The 21,718-nt window shown below is 71.6% G+C and carries 18 protein-coding genes and 1 pseudogene; 10 read left to right on the top strand and 9 right to left on the bottom strand.

Features of this window, described 5'->3' with window-relative positions:
* Positions 1 to 14 precede the first annotated feature (14 nt).
* Positions 15 to 1,079, top strand: a complete 1,065-nt coding sequence (locus tag ACZ7FF_RS43125; RefSeq protein WP_470819990.1) for a lysophospholipid acyltransferase family protein — start codon at positions 15 to 17, stop codon at positions 1,077 to 1,079.
* A gap of 85 nt (positions 1,080 to 1,164) precedes the next feature.
* Here the strand turns inward: ACZ7FF_RS43125 and ACZ7FF_RS43120 are convergent, their stop codons facing one another.
* From ACZ7FF_RS43120 to ACZ7FF_RS43110, 3 genes are all read right to left on the bottom strand, one after another.
* A complete protein-coding gene (locus ACZ7FF_RS43120) occupies positions 1,165 to 2,394 on the bottom strand; it encodes a DUF5667 domain-containing protein (RefSeq protein ID WP_470819988.1) in 1,230 nt (409 codons plus the stop codon).
* Between the two features lie 249 nt (positions 2,395 to 2,643).
* Entirely contained in the window at positions 2,644 to 3,423 is a 780-nt protein-coding gene (locus ACZ7FF_RS43115) for an ECF subfamily RNA polymerase sigma factor, BldN family (RefSeq protein ID WP_470819986.1), read from the bottom strand.
* A gap of 372 nt (positions 3,424 to 3,795) precedes the next feature.
* Positions 3,796 to 4,734: an HAD family hydrolase gene (locus tag ACZ7FF_RS43110; protein WP_470819984.1), complete on the bottom strand. Its 939-nt coding sequence runs from the start codon at positions 4,732 to 4,734 to the stop codon at positions 3,796 to 3,798.
* 127 nt (positions 4,735 to 4,861) lie between these two features.
* Between ACZ7FF_RS43110 and ACZ7FF_RS43105 the strand changes: the two genes are divergently transcribed.
* From ACZ7FF_RS43105 to ACZ7FF_RS43085, 5 genes are all read left to right on the top strand, one after another.
* Positions 4,862 to 5,134 carry a glutaredoxin family protein gene (locus tag ACZ7FF_RS43105; RefSeq protein ID WP_470819982.1) on the top strand — a complete coding sequence of 91 codons (273 nt, stop codon included), beginning with the start codon at positions 4,862 to 4,864 and terminating at the stop codon, positions 5,132 to 5,134.
* A gap of 280 nt (positions 5,135 to 5,414) precedes the next feature.
* Positions 5,415 to 6,191, top strand: coding sequence for a redox-sensing transcriptional repressor Rex (locus ACZ7FF_RS43100; protein ID WP_470819980.1), 777 nt, complete (start codon positions 5,415 to 5,417; stop codon positions 6,189 to 6,191).
* Positions 6,188 to 7,876, top strand: coding sequence for a glutamyl-tRNA reductase (locus tag ACZ7FF_RS43095; RefSeq protein WP_470819979.1), 1,689 nt, complete (start codon positions 6,188 to 6,190; stop codon positions 7,874 to 7,876). The genes ACZ7FF_RS43100 and ACZ7FF_RS43095 overlap by 4 nt, the downstream gene beginning before the upstream one ends.
* Positions 7,873 to 8,868, top strand: a complete 996-nt coding sequence (gene hemC / locus ACZ7FF_RS43090) for a hydroxymethylbilane synthase (protein WP_470819977.1) — start codon at positions 7,873 to 7,875, stop codon at positions 8,866 to 8,868. Before ACZ7FF_RS43095 ends, hemC begins: the two co-directional genes overlap by 4 nt.
* A complete protein-coding gene (locus tag ACZ7FF_RS43085) occupies positions 8,865 to 10,574 on the top strand; it encodes a bifunctional uroporphyrinogen-III C-methyltransferase/uroporphyrinogen-III synthase (RefSeq protein ID WP_470819975.1) in 1,710 nt (569 codons plus the stop codon). The genes hemC and ACZ7FF_RS43085 overlap by 4 nt, the downstream gene beginning before the upstream one ends.
* Before the next feature lie 95 nt (positions 10,575 to 10,669).
* Here the strand turns inward: ACZ7FF_RS43085 and ACZ7FF_RS43080 are convergent, their stop codons facing one another.
* Positions 10,670 to 11,662, bottom strand: a complete 993-nt coding sequence (locus ACZ7FF_RS43080; RefSeq protein WP_470819973.1) for a phospholipase D-like domain-containing protein — start codon at positions 11,660 to 11,662, stop codon at positions 10,670 to 10,672.
* A 228-nt stretch (positions 11,663 to 11,890) separates the two neighbouring features.
* Between ACZ7FF_RS43080 and hemB the strand changes: the two genes are divergently transcribed.
* The gene (gene hemB / locus ACZ7FF_RS43075; RefSeq protein ID WP_470819971.1) at positions 11,891 to 12,892 is read left to right on the top strand and encodes a porphobilinogen synthase; all 1,002 of its coding nucleotides are present in this window, start codon (positions 11,891 to 11,893) and stop codon (positions 12,890 to 12,892) included.
* A gap of 6 nt (positions 12,893 to 12,898) precedes the next feature.
* On the opposite strand, the gene ACZ7FF_RS43070 is transcribed toward hemB, so the two are convergent.
* Positions 12,899 to 13,741, bottom strand: a complete 843-nt coding sequence (locus ACZ7FF_RS43070; protein WP_470819970.1) for a DUF4253 domain-containing protein — start codon at positions 13,739 to 13,741, stop codon at positions 12,899 to 12,901.
* Between the two features lie 117 nt (positions 13,742 to 13,858).
* Here ACZ7FF_RS43070 and ACZ7FF_RS43065 point away from each other — a divergent pair, with 117 nt between their 5' ends.
* Complete coding sequence (locus tag ACZ7FF_RS43065) at positions 13,859 to 15,049, top strand: hypothetical protein (protein WP_470819968.1); 1,191 nt, start codon at positions 13,859 to 13,861, stop codon at positions 15,047 to 15,049.
* Between the two features lie 73 nt (positions 15,050 to 15,122).
* Here ACZ7FF_RS43065 and ACZ7FF_RS43060 read toward each other — a convergent pair whose 3' ends face one another.
* Complete coding sequence (locus ACZ7FF_RS43060; protein WP_470819966.1) at positions 15,123 to 15,509, bottom strand: VOC family protein; 387 nt, start codon at positions 15,507 to 15,509, stop codon at positions 15,123 to 15,125.
* A 61-nt stretch (positions 15,510 to 15,570) separates the two neighbouring features.
* On the opposite strand from ACZ7FF_RS43060, the gene ACZ7FF_RS43055 reads away from it, so the two are divergent.
* Positions 15,571 to 16,542 carry a helix-turn-helix transcriptional regulator gene (locus ACZ7FF_RS43055; protein ID WP_470819964.1) on the top strand — a complete coding sequence of 324 codons (972 nt, stop codon included), beginning with the start codon at positions 15,571 to 15,573 and terminating at the stop codon, positions 16,540 to 16,542.
* Between the two features lie 7 nt (positions 16,543 to 16,549).
* On the opposite strand, the gene ACZ7FF_RS43050 is transcribed toward ACZ7FF_RS43055, so the two are convergent.
* Together ACZ7FF_RS43050 and argS are read right to left on the bottom strand one after the other, a co-directional pair.
* Positions 16,550 to 16,774 carry a zinc-ribbon domain-containing protein gene (locus ACZ7FF_RS43050; protein ID WP_470820004.1) on the bottom strand — a complete coding sequence of 75 codons (225 nt, stop codon included), beginning with the start codon at positions 16,772 to 16,774 and terminating at the stop codon, positions 16,550 to 16,552.
* 487 nt (positions 16,775 to 17,261) lie between these two features.
* Positions 17,262 to 19,025, bottom strand: a complete 1,764-nt coding sequence (gene argS / locus ACZ7FF_RS43045) for an arginine--tRNA ligase (RefSeq protein ID WP_470819962.1) — start codon at positions 19,023 to 19,025, stop codon at positions 17,262 to 17,264.
* A 210-nt stretch (positions 19,026 to 19,235) separates the two neighbouring features.
* On the opposite strand from argS, the gene lysS reads away from it, so the two are divergent.
* The gene (gene lysS, locus ACZ7FF_RS43040) at positions 19,236 to 20,975 is read left to right on the top strand and encodes a lysine--tRNA ligase (protein WP_470819960.1); all 1,740 of its coding nucleotides are present in this window, start codon (positions 19,236 to 19,238) and stop codon (positions 20,973 to 20,975) included.
* 59 nt (positions 20,976 to 21,034) lie between these two features.
* Here lysS and ACZ7FF_RS43035 read toward each other — a convergent pair.
* Positions 21,035 to 21,718, bottom strand: a pseudogene (locus ACZ7FF_RS43035) (DUF2637 domain-containing protein); the annotation flags it as partial.

The following is a 21,718-nucleotide window of genomic DNA, read 5'->3' as shown; positions in this document are numbered from 1 at the left end:
GGAGCGCAGCAACGATGGCGGACGCCAAGGTCATTCCGTTCGACGACGACCGGTCCCGCGGGAGCGCCACGCAGCGCCCGGCACGGCGCCGGAGTGCCGGCAGCCGGCGCGGCGGGCGCGGCGAGGCCGGCGAGCTGGGGGAGGTCCAGCCCCTGCCGGGGCGTGCCCGGGCGCGGGAGGATGGGCCTGTGAGCGGCGACGAGAGGCCGCCGGAGCAGTCGGGGCCCGGTGGGCAGGAAGGCGGCCTGGAGCGGCGCCTGGCGGCCGGGCTGGCCTTTCTGCGGCGTCGGCTGACCGGGGACTACGAGGTCGACGACTTCGGTTACGACGAGGAGCTGACCGACCAGGTCCTGATGTCGCTGCTGCGCCCGGTGTACGAGAAGTACTTCCGGGTCGAGGTGAAGGGCGTCGAGAACATCCCGGACAAGGGCGGGGCGCTGATCGTCGCCAACCACTCCGGGACGCTGCCGCTCGACGGCCTGATGATGCAGGTCGCCGTGCACGACCACCACCCCGCCGACCGGCATCTGCGGCTCCTCGCGGCCGACCTGGTCTTCGTGCTGCCGGTGGTCAACGAGCTGGCCCGCAAGCTGGGGCACACCCTGGCCTGCGCGGAGGACGCCGAACGGCTGCTGGCGCAGGGCGAGCTGGTCGGGGTGATGCCGGAAGGCTTCAAGGGCATCGGGAAACCTTTCGGCGAACGCTACAAGCTGCAGCGGTTCGGCCGCGGCGGCTTCGTGTCGACGGCGCTGCGGCAGGGGGCGCCGATCATCCCCTGCTCGATCGTCGGGGCCGAGGAGATCTACCCGATGATCGGCAACGCGAAGACGCTCGCGCGAGTGCTGGGCTTCCCGTACTTCCCGCTGACGCCGACCTTCCCGTGGCTCGGCCCGCTGGGCGCGATCCCCCTGCCGACGAAGTGGACGATCCAGTTCGGCGAGCCCATCCCGACGGACGGCTATCCGCCGGAGGCCGCCGAGGACCCGATGCTGATGTTCAACCTCACGGACCAGGTCCGTGAGCAGATCCAGCACACGCTGTACAAGCTGCTGGTGCAGCGCAGGTCGGTGTTCTTCTGAGAGCCGTTCCTGCGGCCGGTACGCGGATACGACGGTGGGGCGCCCCTGCTCGGAAAGGGGCGCCCCACCGTCGTGTCGTCCGGCGCTAGTTCGCTTCCTGGTTGTCGATGCCCAGGCCGGGCAGGAGGCCCGGCAGGAGCGGGGGAAGGGTGACGTCCGGGGCGCTCGTCGGGGGCTTGCTGGTGGACGGCGTGCCGCTGCCGCTACCGGTCTTCGGCGGGTCGAGCAGTCCGCCCGTGCTTCCTCCGAGCAGGCCCTCGCCGGTGCTGGCGCTGGCCGAACCGCTGGGGTCGCCGGGGCTCGAGTGCCCGCCGGAGGACGGCGTGTGGCCGGAGGCACTGGGCGTGGTCGACCGATGGGTGCCGGAGGAGCCGGTGGACGCCGGGCCGGAGCCCTGGTGCTTGCCGTCGCCGCCCTGGGAGGGGGGCTGCGGGAGCAGGGACTGCAGCGGGGCGACCTCCTGGTCTATGGCGTCGAAGACCGACGACACCTGCTGTTTGACGTCGCCGAGCTGCACGGGGAGCTTGTCGCTGAGCGCGCTCCACACCTCGCGGTGGGACCGGGAGAAGGTGGAGAGCGCCTGGATCGGGCCCAGTGATCCGGGGTCCGCCTCATAGGCCTCGTGCAGCAGGCGGTGTCCCTCGGAGACGTCGTGCTGCATCCCGGACAGGGTGCGGCGGATCTCGCCGATGGACTCGTGGTCGAGGTGGCCGCCGCGGTCGCGGTCCATGAGCCGCCGGGCCTCGTTCAGCCGGGTGGAGGCCTGGTCGAGGTAGGTCTGGCCGCGTTGGTCGTCGCCGTTGGTCAGGTAGTTGAGCTTGAAGTCCTCGATGCCGCGTTTGAGGCCGTACAGCGAGTCGCCGGGCAGGGCGTCGGAGCTGGCGGCCGCTACCCCGCCGAAGGCTCCGGCTGCCACGCCGACGCTCAGTCCGCCGGCCGCGAGGCCCTTGGTCAGCCTCGAACGCGGTCGGAGTTTGCCCAGCGGGCTCGCCCGGTGCGCGCCCTTGGCCCGGTGGGACCGCTGTTCCGGTACCGACGCGTCCGCCGCCGCCCCCTCCTGGAACATGGCCTCCATCGCGGCCACCAGCTGCGCGCGCTGGACGACCTTGACGTCGGGGTCGAGCTGCGGCCTGGGCAGCGCCCCGAGACCCGCCGCGAGGGCCAGTAGCCCGCCCTGCTCGGTCTGTTCCTCGGTGGTCGGCGGCGAAGCCGCCGGTGCTGCGGACTGCTCGGCCGCCGTGTCCCGGTCGGACTGCTCCTCCAGGGCCTGGGCGAAGGCGTTCGCCCGCCGGTGCGCCGATACGTTCGCGATCACTGGCGGCACCTCCTCTCGTCATGACGGTCGACTCCCCAGGGGGTCCTGAGGGTTGCACGCCCACGGCCGCTTCCACCCGATCGAGCGAGCAGAGTCGGCCAGGACGTGACCACAGGGAGCCTGTATCCCGCACAACGACTGGCGCGGCACTTGGGTTACGGACGGCGGACGATCGGAGTGGAAAGGCAACCCGCTTTCACTGTATGTGAGTTGGAGGTCGCCCGGAGTGGCGGGGGTGGGGCGCGTGGTTCAGCGGGCGTCGTCCGGCAGGAGCCGGGCGAGCGTGCGGACCGCGCGGTACTGGAGGGTCTTGATGGCGCCCTCGTTCTTGCCCATGACCCGGGCCGTCTCGGCGACGGAGAGGCCTTGGAGGAAGCGCAGCGTCACGCATTCCTGCTGCTGGGGGTTGAGCCGCCGTACGGCGTCGAGGAGCGCGGCGTTCGACAGCGACTCCAGGACGGAGTCCTCCGGGGAGCGCTCGACCTCGTTCGCGTCCAGCATCTCGCCGGTGGTGACCTCCAGCCGGAAGCGGCTGGACTTGAAGTGGTCGGCGACGAGGTTGCGGGCGATCGTCACCAGCCAGGCGCCGAAGTCGCGGCCCTGCCAGGTGAAGGTGCCGATCCTCCTGAGGGCCCGCAGAAAGGTCTCGCTCGTCAGGTCCTCGGCGGTCGCGCGGCCGCCTACGCGGTAGTAGATGTACCGGTAGACCGTGTCGCTGTACTGGTCGTACAGACGTCCGAAGGCCTCGGCCTCCCCCGCCTGCGCGCGTTCGACCAGATCCATCATCCGGGCGCTGTCGCTGTCGGCGGCCGGGCGGCGGGTGGTGGGGGAGCCGGCGGAACGCCCCCGTCTGCCGACGGCGGCGCTGCTCTCGGCCAGTGCGTAGCACGGGCCGACCGGCGCGGCGGCGGCGAAGGCGGGGACGGCGTACGCGGTGGGGACGAGGCCACGCAGCGTCTCTTTGACCGTTGAGACTGTTGCGCGCAGCGTAGCCAGGCCCGAGGCGTCAACCCCGACGTGTGGGTACACGGGACTCCCAGAGGCAGAGCTTCCATCACGTGCAGTGCGGGACCGTTCACCCGTCGTAGCGACGGAGGGGTACCGGTTTGCGTCTGAGGAGAATAACGCTTCGTGCAGGCACTGCTACACCGAGTTGCTCAAATCATCGATTGCGTCGCATCTGTATCCGATTGACGCCCTATCAAGTTCCCTAGGTTGATCGGTTGTTGATCGGAAAAGGATGGGTTTCGGTGAAGTACGGGACGTGTTGAAATGGCCGCGGCATAATTCGGGCCCACCGGACGCTCGACGGCCCACGGACGCGCCCCGAGGGGTGCGGGGAGTCGGGCACGGCGGCGCACCGGGCCCCCATGGAGGGGACCCGGACCGGCCGGCCCGGAGCTACCGGCGGCGCCGGCTCAGGGCGATCGCCGCCGCGGTGCCACCGGCGACCGCGCCGACGCCCGCCGCCGCCGGGATGCCCACCTTCGCCGCCTTGCGGCCGGTGCGGTAGTCCCGAAGCCGCCAGTCCTTGTCGCGGGCGTGCTTGCGCAGCTTGGCGTCGGGGTTGATGGCGTAGGGGTGGCCGACCAGGGACAGCATCGGGATGTCGTTGTGGCTGTCGCTGTACGCGGCGCAGCGGGAGAGGTCGAGGCCCTCCGCCGCGGCCAGGGCGCGGACCGCCTCCGCCTTGGCCGGGCCGTGCAGGGGCTCGCCGACCAGCCTGCCCGTGTAGACGCCGTCGACGGACTCCGCGACCGTGCCGAGCGCGCCGGTGAGGCCGAGGCGGCGGGCGATGACCTGGGCGATCTCCACCGGGGCCGCGGTCACCAGCCACACCTTCTGGCCCGCGTCCAGGTGGGCCTGGGCGAGCGCGCGGGTGCCGGGCCAGATGCGGCCGGCCATGTACTCGTCGTAGATCTCCTCGCCGATGGTCTCCAGTTCGGCGACGCGGTGGCCCTTGACGATGGACAGCGCCGAGTCCCGGGCGTCCTGCATGTGCTCCGGGTCCTCCACGCCGGCCAGCCGGAACCAGGCCTGCTGCCAGGCGAACTTGGCGAGGTCGCGGGTCTCGAAGAACTTCCGCTTGTACAGGCCCCGGCCGAAGTGGAACAGCGCGGCGCCCTGCATCACGGTGTTGTCGAGATCGAAGAAGGCGGCCGCCTTGTCGTCGCCCGGCACCGGGAACTCCGGTTCGGCCGCGGCGGCGTGCGCAGCCGCCTGCGCCTCCTCGGCTTCCTGCGAGGACTTGCGCGCGGCCTCCGCCGAGGCCTCGCCTGCCAACACGCTCCGCGCCGTGGCGGAGCGCCTACGGGGAGTGAGCCATCCGAGAGCGGCCATGTCGTGAGCATAGCCAGTCTGTTCGGTGGTTCCGGATCCGAGACGTTCGAAGGGCGTGAACTCTGCGCGACCGCGCCGTTAAAGAAGAGGGAGGGGCCGCTCCGCGCGGCGCGCGAGAATGGCCGGTATGAGCCCACTCTTCCGACGCAAGGCCGAGCCCCGTGAGCGATTGGTCACTCTCATCCGCAAGCCGGGCTGTCATCTGTGCGACGACGCGCAGGTCGTGATCGAGAAGGTCTGCGGGGAACTCGGCGTGTCCTGGGAGCGGAAGGACATCACCGAGGACCGCGCCCTGCACGACCGGTACTGGGAGCAGATCCCGGTCGTACTGATCGACGGCGAGCAGCACACCTTCTGGCGCGTGAACGAGGACCGGCTGCGCCGGGCACTGACCGACTAGTCCAAATGGCGCCGAAATTCGCTTAGGATCTATGGCGGTTTGGTCTCGGGGGCGGGATTTGTGAGGAGGGTGTGAGGTTTTGCCCCCAGTAATGAAGGAGCGGCGGTGCGTATCCGCCGGTTCCCGCCGAGGGCGCGAAAGGCGCGTGACCCCGGTCACTTCTGCCGGGCAAATCGGACACAATCTTTGTGCACGCGTTCACAAAGACATAGCCTGCATCCGACGGGGCGGTCCGGGGACGTATGACCGCCTGCAGCCCCGCTCTACCCGCAGGAGCACCGTGGCAACTGGCCGAACACACCGACCGGCGACCCGTAGCCGAGGAATTCCCGAGGCCACCGTCGCCCGCCTTCCGCTGTACCTCCGAGCCCTGACCGCACTGTCGGAGCGCTCGGTCCCCACGGTCTCCTCCGAGGAGCTGGCCGCGGCGGCGGGGGTCAACTCCGCCAAGCTGCGCAAGGACTTCTCGTACCTGGGTTCCTACGGAACGCGCGGTGTCGGCTACGACGTGGAGTATCTCGTCTACCAGATCTCCCGTGAACTCGGCCTCACCCAGGACTGGCCGGTCGTCATCGTCGGTATCGGTAACCTCGGCGCCGCCCTCGCGGGCTACGGCGGCTTCGCCTCCCGAGGCTTCCGCGTCGCCGCGCTCATCGACGCCGACCCGGGACTGACCGGCAAGCCCGTCGCGGGCATCCCCGTGCAGCACACCGACGAGCTCGAGAAGATCATCGAGGACAACGGGGTCTCCATCGGCGTGATCGCCACCCCCGCCGGCGTCGCCCAGCAGGTCTGCGACCGGCTCGTGGCCGCCGGGGTGACCTCCATCCTGAACTTCGCGCCGACCGTGCTGTCCGTACCGGACGGCGTCGACGTGCGCAAGGTCGACCTCTCGATCGAACTCCAGATCCTCGCCTTCCACGAGCAGCGCAAGGCCGGCGAGGAGACCGCGGCCGGTGACGGCGCCGCGCCGGCCGCCACCTCCCGCGGCGTGGGCTCCGGCGATTCCGCAGACCAGGGGCCCGACGGGGACGTACCCGCCGTGATGCAGGCATGAGTCTCCTCGTCGTCGGACTGAGCCACCGCAGCGCCCCCGTGAGCGTGCTGGAGCGGGCCGCCCTGAGCGCGGACGCCCAGAACAAGCTGCTGCAGGACACGGTCGCCGCCGAGCCCGCCACCGAGGCCGCGGTGCTCGCCACCTGCAACCGCATCGAGCTGTACGCCGACGTGGACAAGTTCCACGCCGGTGTCGCCGAGCTGTCCACGCTGCTCGCCCAGCACAGCGGGGTCGGCCTGGAAGAGCTGACTCCCTATCTGTACGTGCACTACGAGGACCGGGCCGTCCACCACCTGTTCTCGGTGGCCTGCGGGCTGGACTCGATGGTCGTCGGCGAGGGGCAGATCCTCGGCCAGATCAAGGACTCCCTGGCCCGGGCGCAGGACCTGCACACCGCCGGCCGCCTCCTGAACGACCTCTTCCAGCAGGCCCTGCGGGTCGGCAAGCGCGCCCACTCCGAGACCGGCATCGACCGCGCCGGGCAGTCCCTGGTCACCTTCGGCCTGGCACAGCTCGCCGTCGGGACCGAGGTCGCCGCCTGGGCGCGGGGCAGGAAGGCGCTGGTCATCGGCGCCGGCTCGATGTCCTCGCTGGCCGCCGCCACGCTCGCGCGGGCCGGGGTCGCCGAGATCGTCGTCGCCAACCGCACCTTCGACCGCGCCGAGCGGCTCGCGCAGATCCTGACGGAGGCCGAGGACAACGCGGTGGCCGCCCGCGCGGTACGGATGGACGCCGTGCCGGGCGAGCTGACACGTGCCGACGTCGTCGTCTCCTGCACCGGCGCGACCGGCCTGGTGCTCACCGCCGAGGCGGTCGCCCAGGCGGTCGAGGGCCGCACCGGCGCCCCCGTCGCGGAGATCGCCGACGACGTCCGTTCCTCCGCCAGGGGCAAGGCCCCGCTGCCGTCCGCCGGCGCCGACGAGAACTGCCCCCTGGACCTGGCCGCCGTGCAGCCCGGCTTCTCCCTCATGGGCGAGGCCGCCGTGGCCGGCATGGACGCGGCCACCCTGGAGCAGCACGCCACCTGGGCCGCGGGCGGCACGGTCGACCGCCGCGAGCGCCGTACGCCCGAGACGGACGCCGAGCTGATCACCGCGCTCGCCGCGCTCGCCGCCACCGTCGGCCGCATCCCCGAGCGGCGCAAGCCCGAACCGGTCGCCGACGTGCCGCGTCCCGCGCCCTCCCTGTTCCTCCTCGACCTGGCCATGCCCCGCGACATCGACGCGGCCGTGCACCGGCTGGCCGGGGTGCGCCTGGTGGACATCGAGTCGCTGGCCGAGGCCTCGGCCGACGCGCCGATGGCGGCCGACGTCGACCAGGTCCGGCGTATCGTCTCCGACGAGGTCGCGGCCTTCGGGGCGGCCCAGCGGGCGGCGCACATCACGCCGACCGTGGTCGCCCTGCGCACCATGGCCGCCGACGTCGTCGCCGGTGAGATAGCGCGGCTCGACGGCCGCCTGCCCGACCTGGACGAACGCCAGCGCGGCGAGATCCGGCAGGCCGTCCACCGGGTCGTCGACAAGCTGTTGCACGCGCCGACCGTACGGGTCAAGCAGCTCGCGGCCGAGCCCGGCGGCGCCGGGTACGCGGACGCGTTGCGCACCCTGTTCGACCTCGACCCGGAGACGGTTGCCGCCGTCTCCCGGGCCGTGAACAGCACAGACGAGAAGGACCGACCGGCATGACTGAGAAGGCACTGAGACTGGGGACGAGGCGCAGCAAGCTCGCCATGGCCCAGTCCGGGCAGGTGGCGGAGGCCGTCCACCGGGTGACCGGCCGCCCCGTCGAGCTGGTCGAGATCACCACGTACGGCGACGTCTCCCGCGAGGCGCTCGCGCAGATCGGCGGCACCGGCGTGTTCGTCACGGCGCTGCGTGACGCGCTGATCAGGGGCGAGGTCGACTTCGCGGTTCATTCGCTCAAGGACCTGCCGACCACGCAGCCCGACGAACTGGTCCTGGCCGCCGTACCGGTGCGTGAGGACCCGCGGGACGTGATCGTCGCGCGGGACGCCCTCAAGTTCACCGACCTGCCCCGCGGGGCGCGCATAGGCACCGGCTCGCCGCGCCGCATGGCGCAGCTGAACGCGTACGCCCGCGCCCACGGGCTGGACATAGAGACGGTCCCGATCCGCGGCAACGTGGACACCCGCATCCGGTACGTGCACGACGGCGAACTGGACGCGGTGGTGCTGGCCGCCGCCGGACTGAACCGGATCGGCCGGATCGACGAGGTCACCGACTTCCTGTCGGTCGACACGGTTTTGCCCGCCCCCGGCCAGGGGGCCCTGGCGATCGAGTGCGCCGCGGACCGCGCGGACCTCATCGCGGCGCTCGGTGAGCTCGACGACCCGTTCACGCGGGTCGCCGTCACCGCCGAGCGATCACTGCTCGCGGCCCTGGAGGCCGGCTGCAGCGCCCCTGTGGGCGCGCTGGCCGACCTTCCCCCCCTCTCGGCTCCGCTGGAGCGGGGGGAGTCCCAGGCAGACGGGCAGATTGTCAAGGAAATGCGCCTGCGCGGCGTCGTCGGCACGACCGACGGCACCCGCACGGTGCAGCTGTCCACCACCGGTCCCGTGCCCCAGACGCACGACCAGGCGACGGCACTCGGTCGCGAACTCGCCACCGAGATGCTCGCCCAGGGCGCGGCCGGTCTGATGGGGGAGCGAGCACAGTGAGCCCCACCACTCTTCCCGCCGGCCTTGAACACGGGCACGTCACCTTCCTCGGTGCCGGACCCGGGGATCCGGGGCTGCTGACTCTGCGCGCCGTGGAGGCGCTGTCGAACGCGGACGTCCTGATCGCCGAGCACGAGGTGCTCGACGTGGTCCGGACGCACGCCAGACAGGGCGTCTCCGTCGTGCAAACGGACGCGAACCTCTCGGCGGTGGCGCCGCCGGGCACGGGCACGCCACAGCTCACGGTCGTTGACGGCACGTCAACAACCGCCGCTGTCCCGTCTCCTGCCCGGGATGCCGCTCATCTTGTCATGGAGGCTGCGCGGGGCGGCAGGCGGGTCGTCCGTGCGGTGTCCGGGGACCCGGGACTTGATACGTACGCGGCCGAGGAAATGCTCGCCTGCGCCGCCGCCGGTGTTCCCTTCGAGGTCGTCCCCGGTGTCGCGGCCGCGGTCGGCGTGCCCGCGTACGCGGGTGTGCCGCTGCGGGACGCGCAGGGCGCGGACGTCCGGTTCGTGGACGCCCGGACCGCCTCCGACCGGTGCTGGACGGAGGTGGGCGCCTCCGACGGCACGGTCGTCGTCTCGACCACCCTCGACTCGGTGGCCGCTGCGGCGGGCGAGCTGGTCTCGGCCGGCCGCAAGCCGGACACCCCGCTGACGGTCACCGTCGCCGGTACGACGACGCGCCAGCGGACCTGGACGGCCACGCTCGGCACGATCGCGCAGACGCTGAAGCAGGCGAAGGTGCTCCCGTCGCCGGACGGCGGCCGGCCGGTCATAGCCGTGGTCGGCGAGCGTTCCGCCGCCGCCCAGCGCGACCAGTTGTCGTGGTTCGAGTCCAAGCCGCTGTTCGGCTGGAAGGTGCTCGTGCCGCGTACCAAGGAGCAGGCGGCGTCGCTCTCCGACCAGCTGCGGTCCTACGGCGCGGTGCCGCACGAGGTCCCGACGATCGCGGTGGAGCCGCCGCGCACGCCCCAGCAGATGGAGCGGGCGGTCAAGGGCCTGGTCACGGGACGTTACGAGTGGATCGCGTTCACCTCGGTCAACGCGGTGAAGGCGGTCCGGGAGAAGTTCGAGGAGTACGGCCTTGATGCTCGGGCTTTTGCGGGTATCAAGGTGGCTGCGGTGGGCGAGCAGACCGCGAAGGCGCTCGTCGCGTTCGGTGTGAAGCCGGACCTGGTGCCGAGCGGGGAGCAGTCGGCCGCGGGCCTGCTGGAGGACTGGCCGCCGTACGACCCGGTCTTCGACCCGATCGACCGGGTCTTCCTGCCGCGGGCCGACATCGCCACGGAGACGCTGGTCGCCGGGCTGATCGAGCTGGGCTGGGAGGTGGACGACGTGACCGCCTACCGGACGGTCCGTGCGTCGCCGCCGCCGGCGGAGACGCGTGAGGCGATCAAGGGCGGCGGCTTCGACGCGGTCCTGTTCACCTCGTCCTCCACGGTGCGGAACCTGGTGGGCATCGCGGGCAAGCCGCACAACGTCACGGTGATCGCGTGCATCGGTCCCGCGACGGCGAAGACGGCCGAGGAGCACGGTCTGCGGGTCGACGTCATGGCCCCGGAGCCGTCCGTCCACAAGCTGGCGGAGGCGCTGGCCGACTTCGGCCTGAAGCGCCGCGCCGCCGCGACGGAGGCGGGCGACCCGGTCACCCGCCCGAGCGAACGCCGCCCGGGAGCACGCCGCCGCCGCTCGACGACCTGAGGCACCAGGGGGCTTCGCCCCCTGACACTCGTCCTGCCCACCCCTCCAGCCGACTCGGTCGGCTGGAGGGGTGGGCAGCGGTGTGTGCGGGCCGGTCAGGCCGGGGTGCCGCCTGTGTAGTCGGTGCCGAAGGTCGTCTCGATCGTCTGGGCGACCGGCTGGGCGACGCCCGTGCCGGTGAGGATGATGCCGAGTTCGCGGTTGTTGCTGAGGGAGTTGCTGCTGATGTTCATGGCGCCGGCCTCGACCTCCTGGGTGGTCAGGCCGTAGTCGGCGACCATCGCCTTGGCGTGGATGTAGAAGCCGTTGGGGTCGGAGTAGCCGACGACCTTGCCGCCCGCGGCCTTGATGGCGGAGACCTCGCTGGAGTAGCTGGAAGGGTCCTCCAGGACCACGCGGACCTTCACGCCCGCCTTGGCGCGGGCCACGATCGCGTTGACCACCGTGCTGTCGCTGAACTCCAGTTCCTGCACGTCCAGCGTCTTGGTCGCGGCGTTGACGAAGGACACCAGGCGGCTGCGGGAGTCGGTGGGGGACCACAGCAGGTGGTCGCCGTCGGTCGGTGTGACCGCCGTGGCCGTGTAGTCGGCGTTGAAGACCTTCTCGATGGCGGCGACGTCACGGGTGTCGTCCGTGAAGACGCCGTAGTCCCGGCTGGTCGTGTAGTACTGGGACGTCAGGTTGCCCGTCAGCACCAGGGACTTGGTGCCGTCCACCGTGATCGTCTTCTGGTGGGTGTAGACGTAGGCCGAGGACGACCAGACCACTCCGATTCCCGCGTTCTTCAGCGAGGTGTAGGCCGCGTTGTCCTCGGTCTTGTGCTGGCGGTCGAGGATGACCCGGACCGTGACGCCCTTGTTCTTCAGGGCTATGAGGTCGTTGACCGCGGTGGTGTCCTCCAGCTCGTACATGGTCATGTCGAGCGTGCTGGTGGCCGAGTTGATGAAGTCGTAGATGGTGGGCTGGCTGCCGCTCTGGGAGAAGGCGAACGCGGAGTAGCTCGCGGCGTTCGCGGGGACGGCGGTGGCGACGACGGCGGCGCCGGCGGCCAGGGCGACGCCCGCCCGGCCGAGGACCTTCCACAGCATGCGTGACTCCTGTCGGGAGGCAGGGAGGTGGGGTGGCGCGTGCATGACACCACGCGCGTAGAACGCTGGGGAGGCGTGCGGTTCCAGGGACTGCCAGGGGAGCGCAAAAACTTCGTATGAGGGCGCCGCTATGCCCGTGAATGGGCGGTCTGTGGGCTCCCTGTGAGCCATTCACCGGCCGACAGGGCGTCGGCAAGGGCGGGGCCCGGGCGGGCGTAGCGTAGGGGCATGACGAAGTACGGATCCTTCCCCGGTACGCGTCCCCGGCGGCTGCGGACCTCGCCCGTCATGCGACGGATGGTCGCCGAGACACGACTCCACCCCGCCGACCTCATCCTTCCCGCGTTCGTCCGCGAGGGCGTCGCCGAGCCGGTGCCCATCGGCGCGATGCCCGGTGTCGTGCAGCACACCCGGGACAGCCTGAAGAAGGCCGCTCTGGAGGCGGTGGAGGCCGGGATCTCCGGGATCATGCTGTTCGGCGTGCCGGAGGAGTCCAAGAAGGACGCCGTGGGCACGACCGGCACCGACCCGGACGGGATCCTGCAGGTCGCCCTGCGGGACGTGCGCGCCGAGGTCGGCGACGACCTGCTCGTCATGTCCGACCTGTGCCTGGACGAGTTCACCGACCACGGGCACTGCGGAGTGCTGGACGCCGACGGACGCGTCGACAACGACGCCACCCTGGAGCGGTACGCCGAGATGGCCCAGGTGCAGGCCGACGCCGGTGCCCACGTCGTCGGCCCCAGCGGCATGATGGACGGCCAGATCGGCGTCGTCCGCGACGCGCTCGACCAGATCGGGCGCGAGGACGTGGCGATCCTCGCCTACACCGCCAAGTACTCCTCGGCCTTCTACGGTCCCTTCCGCGAGGCCGTGGGCTCCTCGCTCCAGGGCGACCGCAAGACCTACCAGCAGGACCCCGCCAACTGGCGCGAGTCCCTGCGCGAGCTGGAGCTGGACCTGGTCGAGGGCGCCGACATGGTGATGGTCAAGCCGGCCGGCCCCTACCTGGACATCCTCGCCCGGGTCGCCGACAGCGTGGACGTCCCCGTCGCCGCCTACCAGATCTCCGGCGAGTACTCGATGGTCGAGGCCGCCGCCGAGAAGGGCTGGCTGGACCGGGACCGGGCCATCTTCGAGACCCTGACCGGCATCAAGCGGGCGGGCGCGAGGAACATCCTCACGTACTGGGCGACCGAGGCGGCGCAGAAGCTGCGCCAGGCCGGCTGACCGGCCTCAGTCCCACCAGAAGGTCCAGGTGGACTCCCCGACCAGCCCCTTCGCATAGCTGCGCAGGGTGTCCGTCTCGCTCTGCATGACGGTGTCCGGGCAGAACGCGAAGTGCTCCGCCGCCAGCGCCTCGGCGTCCGCCGGGCCGGTCGGCGGGGCGGCCACGGACACCACCAGGGTGTCGAAACCGAGGGCGACGACGCGTATGCCGAACCTGTCCTCCCAGGAACGCAGGACCGAGCACAGCCGCGCCACGTCGTTCTCGTGGTTCAGCGGGCCGCTCCAGCCGAGCGCCGCCGGGATGTCGGCGGAGCGCCGGGCCGGGACGAGCGCGAGGCGGGCGGCGCGGATCGGAGAGTCGCGGCCGTCGCCCGTCAGGGAGTCCGCGACGCCGGCCGCGCGGGTGTCGGGGTCGACGGTGAGCGATCCTGCGGGCGCGAGCCCGGGCCAGGCCCGCCCGAACGGCTCCAGCGCCTCGGCGAGTTCGTCGTCGTACCCGAACTCCTCGTCCTCCTCCGCCTCGTCCTCCCAGTACTCCGCGAGGACGTCCTCCGCGTCGTGGTCCCCCGGGTACGACACGTCCCCCGGCATCAGCTCCCAGCTCTCCGGGCCGCCCTGGGAACCGCCCATGTCCACCAGCACCGGGAGCAGCCCGGCCCGCGCGGTCGGCGCGCCGAGGGCGCTCCAGGTGCCGGGGGCGGCCGGCTTGTCTGCGAGCCACAGCAGAGGTTCGTGCCACGGACCGTCGCCGGTCGCGTCCACCAGCCTGCCGGGCGGCAGTTGGAGCCCCAGGGAACGACCGCTCGGGTCGGTGGCCAGCCTGGGCAGCGGGTTCGGAAGAGTCGCCATGCCGGTGACTGTAAGGGAGGCCACTGACAACGCCGTCCACGGGCGGCCACGATGAACCCGCCGCCTCGGGATGCCCTCTACACAGGTGATGCACCGGATCGAAGGGAAGGACGGAACGTGCGGAACGGGCGCTTTCCGGTGCGCTGGCACATCGTGCTGCTCACCGTGTGGACGGTGGTCTGGTTCGTCGTGGCCGAACGCCACGCGGCCGTGTCCTGGCACTACCTGCGCACCGGTGAACGGCTCCTCTTCGGCCAGGAGTCCGGTGGCGGCCTCGCCCTCTACGCCAACCACCCCTGGCTGCAGATAGGCCCCGTCAGCTTCCTGGTCGCCGGGCTCTTCGCACCCTTCCCCGCCGAGCTGGGGGAGAAACTGGCCGACGCCTTCATGTCCGGCCTCGGACTGTACATGCTCGTCCTGGTCGGCCGTGCCGCCGCCGACTTCAACCGGGGCACCGGCCTCAACCACAGACGCCTGCAGCAGCGCGTCCTGATCGCCGGAGCGGCCTTCATCCCCATGTGGGTCGAGGTCTCCGTGCGCTTCGCCCACCTCGACGACGTCCTCGCCCTGTTCTTCACCACGCTCGCGGTACGGGCGCTGGTCCGCGGCAACGCCACGGCGGTGGGCGTCCTGCTGGCCCTCGCGGTCGACTCCAAACCCTGGGCGGTCGGCTTCCTCCCGCTCCTGCTCGCGGTGCCCCGCCCCGCCCGGCTGCGCTCCGCCGCGTGGGCCGTCGGCCTGGTGGCCGTGGCCTGGCTGCCCTTCTACCTCACCCACCTGGACACCTTCGCGGCGGCCCGGTTCACCATCCCCAACCAGCCGGCGTCCGCACTGCGCTGGTTCGGCGTGGACGACCCCGAGACCCCCATGTGGGACCGGCCCGCGCAGATGGCCCTCGGCCTCGGCCTCGGCGCCCTCGCGGTACGGCGCAACCGCTGGCCGGCGGTCGTCCTGCTGGCGGCCGACGCACGCATCGTCCTCGACCCGAGCGTCTACACCTACTACAACGCCTCGGTGCTCCTGGGCACGCTGATATGGGACTCGATCGGCCAGCGGCGGCTGGTCCCCTGGGTCAGCTGGATCGCGCTCATCACCCTCTACGGCAGCGCCCTGCTGATCCCCTCGGACTCCACCTGCGGCCTCATCCGCCTCGCCTTCGTCCTGGGCTCCGCCGCCTACGTCCTGTTCTGGCCCCAGCGGACGCCACGCGGCAGACGGGGCAGACGGTCACTCGAGCAAGACGGTGAAGACGGCCCGGGCGGCGGGCACGACGTTCAGAACCGGACCCGCGGCGGAGCCGTTCTCTGAGTCCCGCACGGGGGGGTAGCGGTGCCCCGGCACCGTGGTGCGGTGCTAGTGGTACCGGGGCGCCCAGGCCGACTCAGACGAGCGTGGTGATGCAGAACGGGTGGCCCGCCGGGTCCAGCAGGACCCGCCAGCGGTCGGCGCCGGGCTGGTGGCCGGGCTTCGTTGCGCCCAGTCCGAGCACGTGCTTCTCGGCGACGTCCAGGTCGTCGACGCCCAGCTCCATGTGCGCCTGCTTCTCCTGGGCCGGGTCCGGCCAGGTGGGCGGCCGGTAGTCGGCCAGCCGGTTGAAGCCAAGCCCGGGGGCTCCCTCCTTGCCGATCATGACGAAGTCGTCCGACGAGTAGAGGACGGGGTGGCCGAGCAACTCGCCGTAGAAGCGGGCCAGTTCGGCGGGGTCGGCGCAGTCGAAGGTGACGGCGGCGTAGCGGAACGCGGGTGCGGAAGTGGTGTCCGTGCTCATGGGGAGGACGCTAGGACACGACCAGGACAGTTCCGGTCCTGGTTGTGGAAGACTCCCGGATGTGATCAGCGCGTCCGCCCGTCTGCTGCGACTGCTCTCGTTGCTCGCCTCGCGGCCCTCGTGGACCTGTGCCGAACTCGCCGAACGGACGGGGACCACCGATCGCACGGTGCGGCGGGACATCGCCAGGCTGCGGGACCTCGGCTACACGGTGGACTCCGAGGCCGGGCCCTGGGGCGGCTACCGGCTGCGGGCCGGCACCCGGGTGCCGCCGCTGATCCTCGACGACGAGGAGGCCCTCGCCGTGGCGGTGGGGCTGCGGGAGGCGGCGCTCGGCGGCGCGCTCGGCGGGGACCAGGCGGCCCTGTCCGCACTGCTGAAACTGCGCCAGGTGCTGCCGCAGCGGATCGCGGAGCGGCTCGGGGAGTGGGACGACGCCTTCGTGCGCCTGCCCGGGGCCGGGGAACCCCAGATCGGGCCCGGCATGCTGCTGGAGCTGGCGGCCGCCTGCCGGCGGGCGGAGCGGGCCCGGCTGTCGTACACCGACGGGGAGGGGCGGGTCACGGTCCGGGACGTCGACCCGTACCGTCTCGTCCACACCGGACGGCGCTGGTACTTCGTCGCGCGGGACGTGGCCCGGGGCCAGTGGCGCACCTTCCGGGCCGACCGGGTGGACCGTCTCCAGCCCACCGGCCTCCCGGCGGACCTCACCGATCCGCCCGACCCCGGGAGCCTGGTCTCCCGCAACATCGCGAACGGCCCCTACCCCCTGTCGGCGACCGTCCGCCTCCCCCTGCCCATGAGCCGGGCGCTGTGCCTCGTCCCGCCCACGGTCGGCACCCACCGTCCCGACGGCCCGGACGCCACCCTCGTCGACATCGGCGGCCCCGACCCGGACGGCCTGGCCCGCTACCTGCTGGGCCTGGCGACCCCGCTGCGCGTCCTCACCCCGGAGTCGGTGCGCGAGGCGCTGCTCCGTCACACCAGGGAACTCCTCGGCGCCCAGCTGCCGGGCGCCTCCTCCCCGGAGTGACCCGGGGTCACCGCCGGTTGCCGCAGGACGGGCAGAAGGCGGCGTCGGCCGGGAGCTCATGGCCGCAGGACGAGCAGCCCGTGGTCTGCGCGAGCTGGTGTCCGCAGCCGTGGCAGAAGGCGCCGCCGCGGGTCTCCGTACGGCAGTTGGGGCAGACCAGCTGGCGCGGGGCGCCCACGTCGTAGCCGGAGCCCTGCTGCTGGCCGAGGCTGTAGGCGCGCTGGGAGACCATGTCGTTCAGGCCCCGCTGCTGTGCCGCCTGCGCCTCCGCCGCGGTGTCCGGCGAGCAGGTCAGGCACAGTCCCTGCGCCGGGTTCCAGCAGCGGGCGCAGACGTAGGAGGTGCAGCGCGGGCAGCGGTTGAAGTGGCCCTGGGCGTTCTCGATGGCGCGGGTGAACGCCGCGTCCCGCTGGTTGCCGAAGCTCGCCCCGGCCAGGCCGTCCGCGGCGTCGGACACGCTGCGGCCCGCCCCGCCGACCAGCGACCACGCGGCGTTCATCCCCCGGGACAGCCAGCCGGCCATCTGGCCGGCCCGGAATGCCTCGAACGGGGAACGCCACGTGTCGTAGCAGCGGGAGCAGGAGAACTCGAACTGGAACCCCGCGCCCGTGCCGTGCTGCACGCACAGGTCACGGTAGTTGTTGCTGAAATAGATCTCGGTGCCCATGGCGACCGTCCCCCCCGGAGAGATGAACCCGGGGGGAGTGTAGCGCCGGGCGTCAGAGCTTCTCGGGGGTCCTGATGCCCAGCAGGGCCATGCCCCGCTGCAGGGTGCGGGCCGTGACGTCGCAGAGGAAGAGGCGGTTCTGCACCTGCTCCGGCGTCTCGGCCTTCAGGACCGGGCACTTGTCGTAGAACGTCGTGTACAGGGACGCCAGTTGGTACAGGTACGCGGCCAGCTTGTGCGGGGCGTACTCCGCCGCCGCCTCCGCGACCGTCTCCGCGAAGGCGTCCGCGTGCAGACCGAGGGCCCGCTCGGCGTCGGCCAGGGCCAGCTCCGGGTGGGCGGCGGGGCGGACCTCGCCGGCCTTGCGGAGGATGGACTGGATACGGGCGTACGCGTACTGGAGGTAGACGGACGTGTCGCCGTTCAGCGAGACCATCTGGTCCAGGTCGAACTTGTAGTCCCGGTTCGCCGACGTCGACAGGTCCGCGTACTTCACCGCGCCGATGCCCACCTGGGCGCCGCGCTCGGCGATCTCCTCCTCGGACAGGTCCTGGGCCTTCTCGCGGACGACGGCCGACGCGCGGTCGATGGCCTCGTCGAGGAGGTCCACCAGACGGACCGTCTCGCCCTCACGGGTCTTGAACGGCTTGCCGTCCTTGCCGAGGACCGTGCCGAACGCCAACTGGAACGCGGTCACGTCCTCGTTCAGCCAGCCGGCGCGGCGGGCCGTCTCGAAGACCATCTTGAAGTGCAGGGCCTGGCGGGCGTCCACCACGTACAGCAGGGTGTTCGCCTTGAGGTTGAAGACCCGGTCGCGGATCGCGGACAGGTCGGTCGCCGCGTAGCCGTAGCCGCCGTCGGACTTCTGGACGATCAGGGGGACCTGGTTGCCGTCCGGGCCCTTGATGTCCTCGAAGAAGACGCACAGGGCGCCCTCGGAGCGGACCGCGACGCCGGACTCCTCCAGCAGGCGGCAGGTCTCGGCCAGCATGTCGTTGTAGCCGGACTCGCCGACGATGTCGGGGTCCCGCACCTCCATGTCCAGCTTCTCGAAGACGGAGAAGAAGTAGATCTTCGACTCGTCCACGAACTTCTGCCACATGGCGAGCGTGTGCGGGTCGCCGGCCTGGAGGTCGACCACCCGGCGGCGGGCGCGGGTCTTGAACTCCTCGTCGGAGTCGAACAGCCTGCGCGCGGCCTTGTAGAGGCGGTCGAGGTTCGACATCGCCTCCTCACCGCTCACCTCGCCGGCTTTGTGGTCCAGCTCGTGCGGGTGCTCGTCCAGGTACTGGATGAGCATGCCGAACTGGGTGCCCCAGTCGCCGATGTGGTGGCGGCGGACCACGTTCTCGCCGGTGAACTCCAGAAGCTGCACGACCGAGTCGCCGATCACCGCGGAGCGGAGGTGGCCGACGTGCATCTCCTTGGCCACGTTCGGCTGCGCGTAGTCGATCACCGTCGTACCGGGGTGCGCGGCGGTCGGCACGCCGAGGCGGCCGGTGTCGTCCGCGTACCGCGCGGCCAGGTTCGAGGTGATCGCGCGGTCCGTGATCGTGATGTTGAGGAAGCCGGGGCCGGAGACCTCGACGTCCCCGATCACGTCGCCGGTCACCACGTGGGAGACGACCTGGGTCGCCAGCTCCCGCGGGTTCGCCTTCGCCTTCTTGGCGAGCGCCAGGATCCCGTTGGCCTGGAAGTCGGCCCGGTCGCTTCGTCGCAGCAGCGGGTCCGCACCGGCGGCCTCCGGCAGGGTGGCCGAGAGGGCGGACGCGAGGTGCTGCTGGACGGAATCGCTGAGGGACGTGACCGAGGCCATAGGAGTGGGTGCCGTTCTCCTCGTGGGGATGGATAGACCCGGCCAGTATCCCACGGAGGGTAAAGCGAATTTTCCGTTCCGTGGGTGAACGCGGGCCCCGGGCCGTCCGTCCAACGCGTTGAAAAGGTGTTTTCGTTGTCGTGACCCCACCTGGGACAATGGAGCGGTCAGCCGTGTGACCGTGCCGGCTGCCCGAGGAGAAAGAAGGACGTGCCGATCGTGGCTCAGAGCACCGAGACCACCGACTGGGTCTCCCGTTTCGCGGATGAGGTCATCGAAGAGTCGGAGCGCCGTGCCCCGGGCAAACCGGTCGTCGTCGCGTCCGGCCTGTCCCCCTCCGGACCCATCCACCTGGGCAACCTCCGCGAGGTCATGACCCCGCACCTGGTCGCCGACGAGATCCGGCGGCGCGGGCGCCAGGTCCGGCACCTGATCTCCTGGGACGACTTCGACCGCTACCGCAAGGTCCCGGCCGGCGTCGCGGGCGTCGACGAGTCGTGGGCCGCGCACATCGGCAAGCCGCTGACCTCGGTGCCGGCGCCCAAGGGCTCGGCGCACCCGAACTGGGCCGAGCACTTCAAGGCAGCGATGGTCGAGTCGCTGGCCGAGCTGGGCGTCGAGTTCGACGGCATCAGCCAGACCGCGCAGTACACCTCCGGCACCTACCGCGAGCAGGTCCTGCACGCGATGAGGCACCGGGGCGACATCGACGCGATCCTCGCCCAGTACCGCACGAAGAAGGGCCCGAAGAAGCAGCAGCAGAAGGCCGTCGACGAGGCCGAGCTGGAGGCCGAGGAGGGCTCGGGCGCCGCGTCCGAGGACGACGGCAGCTCCGGCTCCGCGGGCTACTTCCCGTACAAGCCGTTCTGCGGCAACTGCGAGAAGGACCTGACGACCGTCACCTCGTACGACGACGACAGCACCGAGCTGGCGTACACCTGCAACGAGTGCGGCTTCTCGGAGACCGTCCGGCTCAGCGAGTTCAACCGGGGCAAGCTGGTCTGGAAGGTCGACTGGCCCATGCGCTGGGCCTACGAGGGCGTGATCTTCGAGCCGAGCGGCGTCGACCACTCGTCCCCGGGCTCCTCCTTCCAGGTCGGCGGCCAGATCGTCGGCATCTTCGGCGGCAAGCAGCCCATCGGCCCGATGTACGCGTTCGTGGGCATCTCCGGCATGGCGAAGATGTCGTCCTCCCGGGGCGGGGTCCCGACCCCGGCCGACGCGCTGAAGATCATGGAGCCCCAGATCCTGCGCTGGCTGTACGCCCGCCGCAGGCCCAACCAGTCCTTCAAGATCGCCTTCGACCAGGAGATCCAGCGGCTGTACGACGAGTGGGACAAGCTCGCGGGCAAGGTCGCCGACGGGTCCGCCCTCCCGGCGGACGTGGCCGCCCACACGCGGGCCGTCGGGACCGCCGCCGCCGAGCTGCCGAGGACGGCGCGCCCGATGCCGTACCGCACGCTCGCGTCCGTCGCCGACATCACCGCCGGGCACGAGGACCAGGCCCTGCGGATCCTCTCCGAGCTGGACCCGGAGCAGCCCCTGGCCTCGCTGGACGAGGCCCGGCCGCGGTACGACAAGGCCGAGGCGTGGATCAACACGCACGTCCCCGCCGACCAGCGGACCATCGTGCGCGACGAGCCCGACGCCGAGCTGCTGAAGTCCCTCGACGAGGCGTCCCAGCAGTCGCTGCGGCTGCTGATCGACGGGCTCGCCGAGCACTGGTCGCTCGACGGGCTGACCCACCTCGTGTACGGCGTGCCGAAGGTGCAGGCCGGGTTCCCGGCCGACGCCACGCCGAAGGAGCTGCCGCCGGAGATCAAGACGGCCCAGCGGACCTTCTTCGCGCTGCTGTACCACCTGCTGGTCGGGCGCGACACCGGGCCCCGGCTGCCCACCCTGCTGCTGGCCGTCGGCCAGGAGCGGGTGCGGCGCCTGCTCGGCGAGTAGGACACCGACGGCGCGACGAAGAAGGGGCCCTCCTCCGGGAGGGCCCCTTCCTCATGCCGTCACGCGATGTGGTCCTCTTCCAGTTCCGCCTCCCGGCGCTGCTGGAAGCGGTTCACGAGGGTCTTCAGCTCACCAGGGCTGAGCTGGGTGCCGTACGTCGCCTGGATGTTGTCGCCCAGGACGCGGGGCGTGGGGTAGCTGCCGTCGATCGACTGGCGGAAGACCTGGTAGTAGGCGTCCTCGTCCGGTTCGGCGGGGGCGGTGCCGCCGCCCCCGCCGAGCTCGCGGGTGCGGTTCGGTCCCACCGGGATGGGAAAGCTGCCGGTCTCCTCCGGGGAGGGCTGCTGGAACTGCTCCGGCGGCTGGTCCTCGTACCAGTCCTCGTACTGCTCCTCCGGCTCGTACTGGGGCTCCGGGGGAGGCTCGTAGGTGGGGTCGTAGCCGCCGTGGTACTCGATCTCCCGCTGGGACTGGAACCAGGGGCTCTCCTCGTCCGGGAGCGGCTCCTCGGGGCGGGGCCCCGCGGGAGGCGCGAACGCGCCCGTCCGGGCGGCCCCGGCGGGACGGGCGCCCGTCACCGGTGCGTTCCCGGTGAGCTGCGGCTGCCGCTGCGGCGGCGCGGGCGGCAGCAGCAGCGGCTCGATCCCCGCCGCCGCGAGGCCCGCCGGAGCCGTCTCCGCCAGCGGCACGCCGTAACGCGCGAGGCGCAGCGGCATCAGCGACTCCACCGGGGCCTTCCTGCG

This window comes from Streptomyces sp. NPDC037126, from assembly GCF_055605965.1.
The sequence above is the reverse complement of the archived record's forward strand: the minus strand, read 5'-3'. Positions and strand labels throughout refer to the sequence as shown.

Coding starts and splice junctions, on each gene's coding strand:
- ACZ7FF_RS43050 (WP_470820004.1), bottom strand. CDS start 16,774: ATGGTCTCCCAGCGCGCCTACAGCCTCGGCCAGCAGCAGGGCTCCGGC.
- argS (WP_470819962.1), bottom strand. CDS start 19,025: ATGGCCTCGGTCACGTCCCTCAGCGATTCCGTCCAGCAGCACCTCGCG.
- ACZ7FF_RS43070 (WP_470819970.1), bottom strand. CDS start 13,741: ATGGCGACTCTTCCGAACCCGCTGCCCAGGCTGGCCACCGACCCGAGC.
- ACZ7FF_RS43060 (WP_470819966.1), bottom strand. CDS start 15,509: ATGAGCACGGACACCACTTCCGCACCCGCGTTCCGCTACGCCGCCGTC.
- ACZ7FF_RS43105 (WP_470819982.1), top strand. CDS start 4,862: ATGAGCCCACTCTTCCGACGCAAGGCCGAGCCCCGTGAGCGATTGGTC.
- hemC (WP_470819977.1), top strand. CDS start 7,873: ATGACTGAGAAGGCACTGAGACTGGGGACGAGGCGCAGCAAGCTCGCC.
- ACZ7FF_RS43095 (WP_470819979.1), top strand. CDS start 6,188: ATGAGTCTCCTCGTCGTCGGACTGAGCCACCGCAGCGCCCCCGTGAGC.
- ACZ7FF_RS43125 (WP_470819990.1), top strand. CDS start 15: ATGGCGGACGCCAAGGTCATTCCGTTCGACGACGACCGGTCCCGCGGG.
- ACZ7FF_RS43110 (WP_470819984.1), bottom strand. CDS start 4,734: ATGGCCGCTCTCGGATGGCTCACTCCCCGTAGGCGCTCCGCCACGGCG.
- hemB (WP_470819971.1), top strand. CDS start 11,891: ATGACGAAGTACGGATCCTTCCCCGGTACGCGTCCCCGGCGGCTGCGG.
- ACZ7FF_RS43080 (WP_470819973.1), bottom strand. CDS start 11,662: ATGCTGTGGAAGGTCCTCGGCCGGGCGGGCGTCGCCCTGGCCGCCGGC.